This is a genomic window from Phocaeicola sp. RTP21198st1_B8_RTP21198_201120 (assembly GCF_040929485.1).
GTDB lineage: Bacteria > Bacteroidota > Bacteroidia > Bacteroidales > Bacteroidaceae > Phocaeicola > Phocaeicola dorei.
On the sequence record NZ_JBCOCI010000102.1, the window covers coordinates 1 to 13,529 of the forward strand.

General features: G+C 38.8%; 9 protein-coding genes. 8 read left to right on the forward strand and 1 reads right to left on the reverse strand.

Annotation, left to right across the window (positions count from 1 at the left end; genetic code table 11):
- From AB5935_RS21710 to AB5935_RS21735, 6 genes are all read left to right on the forward strand, one after another.
- A partial coding sequence (locus AB5935_RS21710) for a hypothetical protein (RefSeq protein WP_195493861.1) occupies window positions 1-143 on the forward strand: 143 nt, incomplete at its 5' end.
- 166 nt (window positions 144-309) lie between these two features.
- Window positions 310-891, forward strand: coding sequence for an RNA polymerase sigma-70 factor (locus AB5935_RS21715; RefSeq protein WP_007836584.1), 582 nt, complete (start codon window positions 310-312; stop codon window positions 889-891).
- Between the two features lie 55 nt (window positions 892-946).
- On the forward strand, window positions 947-1,921 hold the full coding sequence (locus AB5935_RS21720; protein WP_007836586.1) for a FecR family protein: 975 nt from the start codon (window positions 947-949) through the stop codon (window positions 1,919-1,921).
- Window positions 1,922-2,090: 169 nt separating this feature from the next.
- A complete protein-coding gene (locus AB5935_RS21725; protein ID WP_038611332.1) occupies window positions 2,091-5,498 on the forward strand; it encodes a SusC/RagA family TonB-linked outer membrane protein in 3,408 nt (1,135 codons plus the stop codon).
- 14 nt (window positions 5,499-5,512) lie between these two features.
- Window positions 5,513-7,315 carry a RagB/SusD family nutrient uptake outer membrane protein gene (locus tag AB5935_RS21730; RefSeq protein ID WP_007836590.1) on the forward strand — a complete coding sequence of 601 codons (1,803 nt, stop codon included), beginning with the start codon at window positions 5,513-5,515 and terminating at the stop codon, window positions 7,313-7,315.
- 4 nt (window positions 7,316-7,319) lie between these two features.
- Window positions 7,320-8,753, forward strand: coding sequence for a sulfatase (locus AB5935_RS21735; protein ID WP_007851033.1), 1,434 nt, complete (start codon window positions 7,320-7,322; stop codon window positions 8,751-8,753).
- A gap of 203 nt (window positions 8,754-8,956) precedes the next feature.
- On the opposite strand, the gene AB5935_RS21740 is transcribed toward AB5935_RS21735, so the two are convergent.
- Complete coding sequence (locus AB5935_RS21740) at window positions 8,957-9,652, reverse strand: SGNH/GDSL hydrolase family protein (protein WP_007840493.1); 696 nt, start codon at window positions 9,650-9,652, stop codon at window positions 8,957-8,959.
- Window positions 9,653-9,862: 210 nt separating this feature from the next.
- Between AB5935_RS21740 and AB5935_RS21745 the strand changes: the two genes are divergently transcribed.
- On the forward strand, window positions 9,863-12,622 hold the full coding sequence (locus tag AB5935_RS21745; RefSeq protein ID WP_195594198.1) for a glycosyl hydrolase family 28 protein: 2,760 nt from the start codon (window positions 9,863-9,865) through the stop codon (window positions 12,620-12,622).
- Between the two features lie 97 nt (window positions 12,623-12,719).
- Window positions 12,720-13,529, forward strand: an 810-nt coding sequence (locus tag AB5935_RS21750; RefSeq protein ID WP_368327564.1) for a sugar-binding domain-containing protein, incomplete at its 3' end; no start/stop codon positions are given.

Sequence of the window (13,529 nt, forward strand, 5' to 3'; positions counted from 1 at the left end):
AGGTACAAAGTGTAGATGCTGTGTCGGATAATAAGGTCAACCGCTTTAATGGTACGGGAGTCGGAATATATGCGACAAGTAATGGAAAACAATCGATAAATAAAGCATCATACCAATGGTTTGAATATAAGGAAGAGAATTAGTCTTAAAACAAGAAAAAATTACTATTGAACCTATTTCTTACAATTAAAAGGCATATTCAGATATCATACAAAATTAGTTCTAGAGATACACAAGAGAAATACATAATGATTATCTTTGCAAACGAATATTATGGGATTAATCCACATTTAGGTAACACCATATATCTTGGAAGAGCACATAGAAAATATAGAACGACACTTGATTCATGACTTAAAACAAGGATCGCATAAGGCATTTGACAAAATTTATCAAATGTACTCCAAACGCCTGTATGCTTATAGTTTACAATTTACCAAATCTTCCGAAGAATCAGAGGAAATCGTACAAGAGGTTTTTGTAAAACTGTGGTCTAACCGTATAAATATAAGACAAGATGAAACATTACGTTCTCTACTTTTTATTATGGCTAAACACCGTCTCATCAATGCATACCGTCAGAAAATAAACCATCCCATATATGAAGAATACATTTATCATATAGATACCCTGTCAACCGAGGACACTCATTACAAGCTGGAATATAATGAATTCCTATTCAGATTCCTCAAAACAATAGAAAAGCTCCCAGACACTCAGCAAAAAGTAATTCGTCTATCCCGGTTCAAACAGTTATCCAATAAAGAAATAGCAGAAAAACTTTCTTTAAGCGAACAAACCGTAAAAAACCAGCTTTCACTAGGACTTAAGACCCTAAAGGAGAAATTAAACAAAATATGGTTACTTCTAATGTTACTTTTTATTAATTAGAAAATAAAATTCGGTACTATCAACATAAATGGATGTCATAAATAGAAAAAAATAAATGAAGAAACTTGAAACCAAATATAGGAATGACGAACTATCCCCGGCGGAGTTACAGGAACTCAGAAATAGAATTAAATCCATGTCGGACTATGAAATAGGGGAAGAAATGTATCAAACTTGGATGAATGAAAAAATTGATGTCACTTCCGTTCCCGACAAACAAATAGACAAAATAAAGGCACAGATTGAAAATTCCATAAAAGAAGAAAAAAGCAATGGCTTCGATTTTAGTCGTATAATCCAGATTGCCGCTACTATATTATTGCCTGTATTCATTATACTTTCCGGCTATCTGTATTATGAGAACAGACAAATTGCCACCAAAGAAATGATTGTCTGTACAGCTCGAGGAGAACGGGCAAGTGTCACTCTTCCGGACGGAACCGCTGTTTCTCTGAATTCAGAATCCAGGTTAGCATACTTCCCCCAAACCTATAACAAAAAAGAAAGGAAAATCAGCTTTGATGGAGAAGGTTATTTTCAGATCGATAAAAACAAGGAAGTACCTTTTATCATAGATGCCCAAGGACTACAAGTAAAGGTACTGGGAACTACTTTTAATCTTTTAGTACGAAAGGATCATAAAACAGCCGAACTGGCCCTAGAGGAAGGAAGCGTATGGCTTGGTGCAACTCAAAGTCATAAGAATGTAATCCTTCACCCGAAACAAAAGGCAATATTAGACCAATCAACAGGTAATATTTTCATCATTGCAGAAGAGGACACCCAAAAAATATCAGCATGGAGACATGGCAACATGATATTCAGAAATACTAAATTCTCTGAAGTCATCCATACTATTGAACAAAGCTATAATGTTCGAATCAACATCACCTGTAAAAACTGTCCCACCGACACTTTTACCGGTACACTACCTCTTACCAATTTAAACGAAGTGCTGGAAGTAATTGAAAAGTCCTATCATCTTAAGGCGCAAATCAAAGGCAAAGAAATTATTTTGACTGACATTTGAATCAAATCCAATCAATATCAAAACCGACTTTCTTTCTAAATTGAGAGAAAGCGGCTTCGTTTTGTATGCTTTATAACATATCTTATCTTCGGTACTTCTATAAAAATACATTGTCTTTACTTACGACAATGCCCACAGGGCCTAACATTAATCTAAAATTTACTATCGTATGAAAAACAAACACGCACAACTGAAGTTGTTCACTTTGTTTTCGTTATTGCTTCTTTTCTGTACATTCGAATCTATGGCACAGGAAAAACTAATAACGATAAACGTAAAAAATGTATCATTAAAAGAGATCTTTAACATTATCGAGAATCAAACGCCCTATCGTTTTTCTTATCGTAGTGTTGTTCTAGATGCTGACCGAAATATTTCGATATCAGCGGAAAATATTTCGGTCACTACCGTTCTGAATCAAGCTTTAAAAGACAGAAATTTAGAATATAGTATTGTTTCACCTAAAACAATCGTTATTTCGGACAAGCAAACCGGCAATGTAAAATCATCTGAAACAAAAAAAATATCCGGCATCATTAAAGATGTGAATGGCGAACCGATTATAGGTGCTAACGTAAAAATTAAAGGACAATCTATAGGCACGATTACAGATATAGACGGACGGTTTGTACTAGATGCCTCAACCGATGCGACATTGCAAATTTCCTACATTGGATATGCCTCACTGGAAATGAACACCGGAAATAAAAAAGAACTAAATATTGTTTTAAAAGAAGATACTGAAACTTTAGAAGAAGTAGTAGTGGTCGGATACGGTGTACAAAAAAAGGCCAACCTGACAGGAGCAGTAAGCAGTGTAAAAATGGATGAAATATTGGGGGATCGGCCTGTTACTTCGGTAAGTAATGTACTGATGGGAGCAATGCCGGGATTGCAAGTAACAGGTACATCAGGCCAACCCGGTGCTGAAATGTCTTTCAATATCCGGGGAGTAAACAGCATCAATGAAGGTGCCCCGCTCGTATTAGTTGACAATGTAGAGATGGACATAAATATGCTGGATCCTAATGATATTGAATCTATCTCTGTATTGAAAGATGCCGCATCATCGGCTATTTACGGTGCACGCGCTGCATTCGGAGTTATCCTAGTCACCACTAAAAAGGGAATGAAAGACACTCGCTTCTCTATCAACTACTCTAATAACTTCTCATTCAGTAAGCCTAGTAATTTACCCCACAAAGCAACTCCGTTACAAACAGTACAAGCTTATAAAGATATGGGAACAGTATCATATCAAACAGGACAAAATGTAGATACCTGGTTGGAGTTATTGAAAGAATATGATACTAATTCAGGCAATTATCCTGACGGTTATGCCGTAGTAGACGGACTTCGATACAGTTTACAAGAAACGGATCTCTTAAACGATATGATGGAAACAGGTTTTCAACAAACACATAATATTTCTGTTGGAGGAGGTAATAAATCAATATCTTACAGAATGTCAGCTGGGATGGTGGATCAAAACGGAATTCTTGTTACAGATAAAGACTCATACAAACGTTATAATATATCATCTTACATCCGTTCCGATATTCATTCCTGGATTACTCCGGAATTAGACATCAAATATGCGAATTCACATTCAGAACTTCCCTATACTTCAGCTTCTTATGGTATTTGGGGAGCAGCAGTAGCCTTTCCATCTTATTTTCCATTAGGTAATATGGAACTAGACGGTGAAATCTTGCCTATCAATACTCCTCATAATTTCATTAATCTGTCAGCACCTAAAGAAAATGACAGAAACGACTTACGCATCTTTGGCAAGCTGACTATTACTCCGTTCAAAGATCTGAAAATAATCGGTGAATATACATTTAATAGAAAGACTAGAGAAATCACAACTTTCGATAAGAAATTTAATTATGCTCACGGAGCTAACTTCCGTAAGGAACAGTCTGTTTCAAATTCGAAATATGAAATAGAAAATCGGGCGACCAATTATAATGCTTTTAATGTATATGCCAATTACAACAAAACATTAGGTAAACATGACATTGGAATTATGGCTGGTTTCAATCAGGAAAGCAATGCCTATAAGATGATGAAAGCGTCACGCATAGATATGATTAACGAAGATTTACCCTCATTATCACAAGCTACAGGAGATTATAAAAACAGTGATGAATTTGAGGAATACCATGTCAGAGGATTATTCTATAGGATAAATTACTCTTATGCCGGTAAATATTTACTCGAAACAAACGGGCGTTATGATGGTTCTTCGAAATTCCCTAAAGAAAATCGTTTCGGCTTCTTTCCTTCTGTTTCCGTAGGCTGGCGTGTCAGTGAAGAGCAATTTATGGAATGGAGTAAAGTTTTTCTTTCTAACTTAAAATTGAGAGGTTCTTATGGTAATATCGGTAATCAAAGTATAGAACCTTATGCTTTTATTCCTGGCATGGATTCTCCATTGGCTAATTGGGTTGTAAACGGACAAGCTACTACAACATTGGCTCCTCCAGCTCTAGTCAGCAATAGTTTCACTTGGGAAAAAGTTAGTACTTTGGATTTCGGGTTTGACCTAGGGCTGTTTAATAACCGCCTAAATGTTGTATTTGATTGGTACCAACGGGATACAAAAGGAATGTTGGCTCCAGGTATGGAACTTCCAGGAGTATTGGGTGCCAAAGCCCCATTACAAAACTCTGCCGATTTACGCGCCAAAGGTTGGGAAATATCCTTGGATTGGAATGACCGTATCGGCAATGTGCAATATTATTTAGGTTTTAACCTATATGACTCGCGTACGAAAATCACAAAATACGACAATGAGGTAGGCTTACTAGGAAAAGATTCGGATGGCAATCTGATTTACCGAAAAGGAATGGAATTAGGTGAAATATGGGGGTATACTACAGACCGCTTATATACTACCGAAGATTTTGACAGTCAAGGAAAGTTAAAAAACAATATTCCCAAAATGGAAGGTTATAATCCCAATCCGGGAGATATACTTTATATGGATTTTGATGGAAATGGTATTATAAACAATGGTAAAAACACGTCAAACGAACCAGGCGATACTCATATTATCGGTAATGATACTCGCAGATATCAGTACGGAATTCGTGGTGGCGCAGCATGGAAAGGTATTTCATTGTCATTTATTTTACAAGGAGTCGGCAAACGGGATCTTTGGCTTATGAATGAGCTATTCTATCCACATTACGATGCTTACTCAACTTTGTTTGACTCTCAATTGAATTACTGGACTCCAGAACATACAAATAGTTATTTTCCACGTTTATATGAAAAGGCAGAAGGAAATACTAAAGCCAATCAAAAAACACAAACCCGTTTTTTGCAAAATGGGGCGTATTTGAGCATACGCAATATCAGTTTATCATATACCTTCCCCATAAAACTGATCAAGCCACTGGGTATTACTAACTTATCAGTATTTTTTAGTGGAGAAAACCTCTTTACATTTGATCATCTGCCCAAAGGGATAGATGCTGAACGTGTAGTAACAGACAATTTGGGACAACGTGGATTTACTTATCCTTATATGCGTCAATTCTCATTTGGTATTAATTTAAGTTTATAATAAAAGCTGACATTATGAAAAAATATATAGTAGGAGTAGGACTCTTCCTGTTGATGAATTCTTGTTTAAATAATGATTTTATGGAGGTATATCCCAAAGATCAACAAACGGAATTAACCTCTTTCCGATCATATGAAAACTTCAAGACTTACGCTTGGGGACTGTATAACGTCTTTTTCGGCTATGCATATAAAACAGGACAAACTGATGAGATTTTTAAAGGAGATTATGAAGCTGACAATATGATCAAGCATGTCTCAGGCAATGAAAGTCAATGGGCGTATCAGAAAGCTAAGGTACCTGCGTCTTCTGATTCATGGGACTATGAATATATCCGCCGGGTGAATTTAATGTTGGACAATATAGACCAGTCATCCATGAATGATGCAGAAAAAGCACATTGGAGAAGTGTTGGATATTTTTTTCGCGCTTATAAATATTTTAAAATGCTATCTCTATATGGAGATTTACCATGGGTAGAACATGCTTTATCAGAAGACAGCGAGGAACTATATTCCCCTAGAGACCCACGGGATGTTGTAGCCCAAAATATTCTGAATAACTTGAAATATGCAGAAGAACATATCAAGGTAGACGGAGATGGCAATAATACGATCAATCGAGCTGTAGTACAATCATTAATTTCCCGTTTTTGTTTATTTGAAGGTACATGGAGAAAATATCATGCCCTACAAAATGCCACAACCTATTTAGAAGAATGTACACGGGCTTCCAAGGAAGTCATGAATAAATATACTACCCTACATCCCAACTATGAAGAACTTTTCAACTCAGAGTCTTTAGATGGCATAAATGGAATTATTCTATACAAAGAGTATGCTACCAGCCAGCTATGCCATGGGCTCACACGTATGGTAAGAACCGGCGAATCACAAATAGAAGCAACCAAAGATGCTGTAGACAGTTATTTGTGCAGTGACGGACATCCTATCAAAAACAGTTCCACATACGGAGGTGATAAAGATGTATATGCACAGTTCCGCAACCGGGATTATCGTTTATATCACACAGTATGTCCTCCCTATATGGTAAGTCTAGCAAGTGCCTCTACCACTCAATGGAAGTTCACAGACAATCCTTCTGAACGTGAATATATTGACTTGATGGCAACAATTTCTAAAGAAACTTATCACCGGTTGCCGACATCTAATTTCAAAGGTTTTATAACCAAAGGGCAACCTCATTTCAAAAATGTCAATTGGGGACAGGGATGGAATGCCAGCCAAATGGGTTTCTGGGTATGGAAATACTATAATACTCATACCGATGCCAGCACTGCCAATGGAGTTTGTACTACAGACGCTCCCCTATTCAGACTCGGTGAGATACTGTTGAATTATGCCGAAGCAATGTATGAACTAGGGCAATTCGATCAATCTATAGCAGATGAAACTATTAATAAACTGAGAAAACGTGCTCACGTGGCCGATATGGTCTTGACAGATATTACCACAGATTTTGATCCTGACAGAGATCAAGATGTAAATCCGTTACTATGGGAAATCCGCCGTGAACGCCGCGTTGAATTAATGGGTGAAGGAACTCGTTTGGACGATTTACGCCGCTGGAAAAAAGGACATTACGTAGACAAACAACCTACTGGGGTCTATTTAAAAAATGCAAGTGAATTTAATGTAAAAGTTATGAATGGTCCCTCCAACAATGAAGGATATGTATATTATTTTGAGAAACCCCTAGGATGGTTGGAACATTACTATCTAAATCCAATTCCTCTAAATCAATTGGCACTCAATCCTGCTCTAGAACAAAATCCTGGATGGGAAAACAATAAATAAAATTATGCAGTTAAAATATACTTTGTTTTCAAGCATTTCAATGCTTGCCTTCTCTTCTCTGTCTGTATTTTCACAGACAGAGAAAATGAACGTTCTATTCTTGATGGCAGACGATATGCGCCCTGAGTTAGGATGCTATGGAGTAAAAGAAGTAAAGACCCCCAATATCGATCGTTTTGCCGCCAGCGGGTTATTATTTCAGAACGCTTACTGTAATATCCCAGTAAGTGGAGCTTCACGCGCCAGTTTATTGACAGGAGTGTATCCACACTATCCAGATCGCTTTGTCAACTATTCCGCTTATGCCAGCAAAGATTGCCCAACCGCAATTCCGATATCAAGATGGTTTACATCACATGGCTATTACACAATCTCAAACGGCAAGGTTTTCCACCATCTTTCAGATCATGCTAATTCATGGAGTGAACCTCCTTACCGTAAACATCCCGACGGATATGATGTATATTGGGCAGAATACAATAAATGGGAATTATGGATGAATGAAGCCTCCGCACGAACTATCAATCCCAAAACAATGCGAGGGCCTTTTTGTGAGTGGGCTGAAGTACCTGACACCGCTTATGATGACGGAAAACTGGCATTAAAAGCCATTGCAGACTTAAAACGTTTAAAAGAACAAGGAAAACCTTTCTTTATGGCATGTGGATTTTGGAAGCCACATTTACCTTTTAATGCCCCTAAAAAATATTGGGATTTATATGACCGAGAGAAAATTCCAGTTGCCAATAATCGTTTTCGCCCTGCAGGCTTGCCGGATGAAGTTAAAAACTCTGGAGAAATCTATGCTTACGCACGTACTACCACAGCAGATGATATCTATTTTCAGAAAGAAGCCAAACACGGATATTATGCCTGTTTAAGCTATGTTGACGCCCAAATAGGAAAAGTGCTGGATGCCCTGGATGAGCTAGGTTTAGCAAATAATACCATCGTTGTATTACTAGGAGACCATGGCTGGCATCTAGGGGAACACAACTTTCTCGGTAAGCATAATTTAATGGATCGTTCTACTCACGTTCCTTTAATTGTACGTGTTCCCGGATTGAAAAAAGGAAAAACTAAGTCCATGGTAGAATTCGTAGATTTATATCCAACACTATGTGAACTTTGTCATTTGCCCATACCAAAGAATCAATTAAATGGCACTAGTTTTGTTCCTATTTTAACAAATTTAAAAGCAAAAATAAAAGACCAAGTATATATCCAATGGGAAGGGGGAGACAATGCTGTTAGCAATAGATACAACTATGCGGAATGGAAACAAAAAGAAAAGATTCATTCCCGAATGTTGTTTGACCATCACATAGATCCAGAAGAAAATAAGAACAGGGTCAACGAACGAAAGTATAGAAGCGAAATAAATAAGCTCTCTTCATTTTTAAAGGCTAAAAAAGAAACTTTAATGAAATCACAATGAAAAAACTTTCTGGTTTACCTGCTCTAACCACCGAGATTAGATTATAACTGAAAGACATTTGACGATTGTTTTTTGTAAAATAAGAAGTGATAGGCATATTTTAGTGAGAGAATATACTTCAACCAGTATATCTTTCACTAAAATATCATCGGAAACTGTTTATCATTATTCCTCTAAAATAATCACCACACAAACCGTCATACTCAATTATGCCGGGAATTCATATACGCCTTCACCTGCTCACTAATCTGCTTCATCCCTTTCACCGAAGGATGTCCGCTCATTTTATCAAGCCCTTTCAGTTCAATGCAATCTATCTGATAATGTTTGCAAATCGTTCTGACCGATTCACTGATTTCCTCTCCCAAACCATCATTCAATAGAAAATAAATCTCCACATTAGGATAATAATCAATCATTGTATCCAGCATATAAGCCATAGCAGGGCGGAAAGAATATAAATCTTTTTTGGACCAATCCGCATACTGATACTCTCCTAAAGGTGATTTCGCCCAATAATCATTAGTCGCGCCAAAAATAAAAATAATATCAGGACAGCCCAACGCCTTCATCCGGGTGATAAAAGAACGGTCGCTATAATCCTCCGAACGATAACCGGTATGGCAAATAGTAGCACCGGAAAACGAATTATTCACACAAAGACGGTAGTTGTTCTCCTTAATAAACTGATGCCACCAAGTATTACGTACAGAAACCATATCCGTCTTTCTCCCTTCAGGAGGTGTCTTCAGATACCATACAAAATTAGTATCGGGTTGAACATATCCTTCGAAAGTGGAATAAGAATCTCCCAAGATAGAAACTGATTTCAAACCTTGAGCAATGCCTAAATGACAAAATAATGTACAAAACAGCAGAGTTATAATATACTTCTTCATAGGTATTTGATTATTTCGCTTTCAAATATACATCATATTTTGATTTAACACCTATAAAAATAACCTTTTTCTTCTATTTACAGACAAACAAGAAAACATCGATCTGCTTCATAAAAATAAGAACAAATCCGATGGTTACAAATCCTATCTACAAACGTCATTACTTATAAGCCGTAAAATGGAGGCCATTTAACTTTTAAAAGACTAAGTATGACAAGAAACGCTTTTTGGGGACTGTGTATCGGATTATGTCTGGCGGGTACGCAAGCCATCGCTCAAAAGATGGAAAGCAAAAGTATCAAAACGACTGATAAAACAGATAGTATATCATTCCATATCGATGGAATCACCGAAGGAGAAACTTTATTTACTGTTATCGGAGGACCTGAAGCCCCCGTTATCAACGCAGGAATGCCAGGTACAGAAGGGATTCAAGGAGGATTTGAAGGAGGCTCTATCGTAAAAATAAAAGGTACTTATCACATGTTTCCTACCGAACGCGCCGGTGTGAAAGGGATGCCTGCCTATCACGACAGAGTAAAGACACGTATAGGACACTGGACCAGCACTGATGGTGTTCACTGGACACGCCAATCCACTATATTGGAATCAAGCGGTGTCTATGCATTGGTACATGAAGACAATCCCATGAATGACCGCCGTTCCGCCATCTGGTCTTATATGCCTGTATTCAGCGAGGAAAACAACCGATGGTACGGATTTTATCTGGCCTACACCACAGATAAAGAAATTGCACCCAATCATTCTTTCGGCCGCATCTGGAGATGTGAATCCGAAAAGGAAGGTCTAGAAGGAATAGGCGGTCCTTACCGAGATATGGGAATCATTATAGAACCGGGACTGGACTCCCAACTTTGGGAAGGACGGCAAGGGGTCGCTTCTTTCTTCCCATATAAAGTGGATAAAGGCTGGAATGCGTTTATCAGTGGAGCTTATCCTTACGAAACCCGTGCAGATTATCCCTTGAAAGGAGGGGAAAAGCGCAAGGTATGGGCTGTGGGACTGGCCGAATCAGAAACGTTGGAAGGACCATGGAAACGTATGGGTGAGGAAATCAATCCGATAACTTCCATTCACCCGCAGTTTGTAGAGAATCCTATCGTATCCAAATTACCCAACGGAACCTACATAGCGATGTTTGACGGCGGGCCGAACTATTTAAACTTACCCAACAGAATGGGATACACTTTATCCATAGACGGAAAAAACTGGAGCAAAGCACGTTATATCGCCATAGATACCAAAGTTAAAAAATGGTGGACTGTCATGAGGACTCCGCTTTGCCTGATACCCGAAGGAGATAATGTATATACCATTGTTTATACAGCTTGGGATGATACGCGCTTCCACCCCATCGGAATGGTAAAAGTAAAATTAAATCCGGAAGTATTGGATAAGCTGACAGCAGAACTGAAACCAGCTATCCCCTATTTAAATGAAGTCGGTGCACAAGCAATGCCCCGGAATATCGTTCCGATCAAGAATGCATATTTCAATATGCCTCAGCCGAAGCGTCCCGTTTTTCCCGATTTCATCGTCAATATGAAAGACAAAGGAATGACAGAAGATGCCCCTATTACAGATTTAGTGAACCGGACGATTGCTGAAGTCAGCAAACAAGGAGGAGGAACAGTCGTCATTCCTGAGGGAAAATGGAAATCGGCCCGTATTTTACTGAAAAGTAATGTTAATCTACATTTAGCCAAAGGAGCCGAAATAGAGTTTTCCGGTCGTGCGGAAGATTATCTACCGGCGGTTTTCACACGCCATGAAGGGGTAGAAATAATGGGGCCGGCCGCCTTTATTTACGCCAATGGGGAAAACAACATCGCCATTACAGGAGAAGGAACCATTTACGGACCATCTATGGATGCTGAAATCAGAAAACGTCCTAACGGTGCTTCAGTGGTAGAAAAAGATGTCCCGTGGGACATGCCTATAGAACAACGTATCTATGACGGTATGGAAGGCAGGACTTTCTATCGTCCTAAAACAATCTCTCCTATCAACTGTACCAATGTATTAATAGAAGGGATCACGATGGAACGAAGCACCTTATGGAATGTGGTACCCATTTATTGCGAGAATGTAATTATAAGAGGCATTACCGTTAATTCCACCAAGGTGCCCAGCGGAGACGGTATTGATATAGAATCTTGTAAAAATGTATTAATTGAATACTGCACGCTGAACTGCGGTGATGATTGCTTTACCCTGAAAGCCGGTAGAGCAGAAGACGGATTACGTGTAGGCAAACCTACAGAAAACGTAATTATCCGCTACTCGCTGGCCCAGCATGGACATGGCGGGATTACTTGTGGTAGTGAAACAGCCGGAGTGATCAAGAATCTGTATGTACACGATTGTGTATTTGACGGCACTCGTACCGGCATCCGTTTCAAAACGCGACGCAACCGTGGAGGAGGCAGTGACAACACTTACTATGAGAGACTGCGCATGATCAATGTAGGAAAAGCCTTTACTTGGGATTTGTTGGGCAGTGCTTATTATATGGGCGAACTGGCCGCACGCTATCCGGCAAGAAAAGTAAACCGGCTGACACCTGATGTAAAGAATATCCTGATCAAAGATTTCATTGTAGAATCAGCCGACCAGTTCTTTACCGCCAATGGTATTCCTGAAATACCTTTCAACCAGGTAGTGATAGAAAATGGAGAGATCAAATGCAAGAAATTAATCGGCGCCCTGAATGATGCCGCCGGATTTACGATGCGGAAGCTGACGATAGAATCGCTGCATAATGACATTCACATATTGGATGGAAAAGACATCCTGTTCGAGGATATACATTTCAAACTCCCTAGTGAAGAAATTAGGGTGAATGTAGAAGGTAAGAAATCCAAAAACATTATTTTCAAGAACATAAATGCCAATCAGGAAAAGGTTGAATATAAAAAGGAATCTCCCATGAGAATAGAAATAAAATAATTCTATCGGCATATTAATTCCCTATAACTGTATCATTTTTCATCATAATGTATGATTTTCCATTGTAAGGCGGGTTATCCCGCCTTATTTTTGTATCATGAAAACAGTATTCAATGGTATTATGAAAAACAAATGGACCAAACTGACAGCTTTAGTAATAGCTGCCCTGTGGAGTGGACCAACTGTGCAGGCACAAGCTCCGCACCCCGAACGTATCTATTTATCGGGAACCGGTATTGACGACACCAGGACTTGGGAGTTCTTTTGTTCGGGAGGACAAAACAGTGGAAAATGGAAAAAGATCGAAGTACCCTGCAACTGGGAACTGCAAGGATTCGGAGAATATACTTACGGTCGTTGGTACACTATAAAAGGTGAAAGGCCAAGCGACGAAACGGGCATTTATCGATATAAATTTGAATCCCCGGCAACAACTTCCGGTGAGCGGATAAAAATATTCTTTGACGGAGTGATGACCGACACGGAAGTTTTCATCAATGGAAAACCCGCAGGCGAGATGCATCAGGGAGGATTCTACCGCTTCAGTTATGATATCACCGATTTATTGAAGCCCGGCAAAAAGAACCTGCTTGAAGTAAAGATAGCTAAAGAATCAGCCAACAAATCCATCAATGCAGCCGAACGTAAAGCCGACTGGTGGCTGTATGGTGGTATTTACAGACCTGTATGGCTGGAAGTTGTCCCGGCAGTCCACATGCGACATTTTATTCTGAACGCCGATCAGCATGGAAAATTGCAAGCGGCAATAGAAATGGAAGGAGATGCCAAAGGATATGAATTGTCTGTTTCCGTCCGTTCATTAAAGGATGGCCTCAAATCCGCAACTAAGCCCTTGAACGTCCTTATTGCGTTTACACGTCCTCTCATTACTGAATTTGCAGATAAT

Bases quoted from the DNA above. Each gene is read 5' to 3' on its own strand.
- AB5935_RS21735 (WP_007851033.1), top strand. From the start codon at position 7,320: ATGCAGTTAAAATATACTTTGTTTTCAAGCATTTCAATGCTTGCCTTC.
- AB5935_RS21740 (WP_007840493.1), bottom strand. From the start codon at position 9,652: ATGAAGAAGTATATTATAACTCTGCTGTTTTGTACATTATTTTGTCAT.
- AB5935_RS21745 (WP_195594198.1), top strand. From the start codon at position 9,863: ATGACAAGAAACGCTTTTTGGGGACTGTGTATCGGATTATGTCTGGCG.
- AB5935_RS21720 (WP_007836586.1), top strand. From the start codon at position 947: ATGAAGAAACTTGAAACCAAATATAGGAATGACGAACTATCCCCGGCG.
- AB5935_RS21730 (WP_007836590.1), top strand. From the start codon at position 5,513: ATGAAAAAATATATAGTAGGAGTAGGACTCTTCCTGTTGATGAATTCT.
- AB5935_RS21725 (WP_038611332.1), top strand. From the start codon at position 2,091: ATGAAAAACAAACACGCACAACTGAAGTTGTTCACTTTGTTTTCGTTA.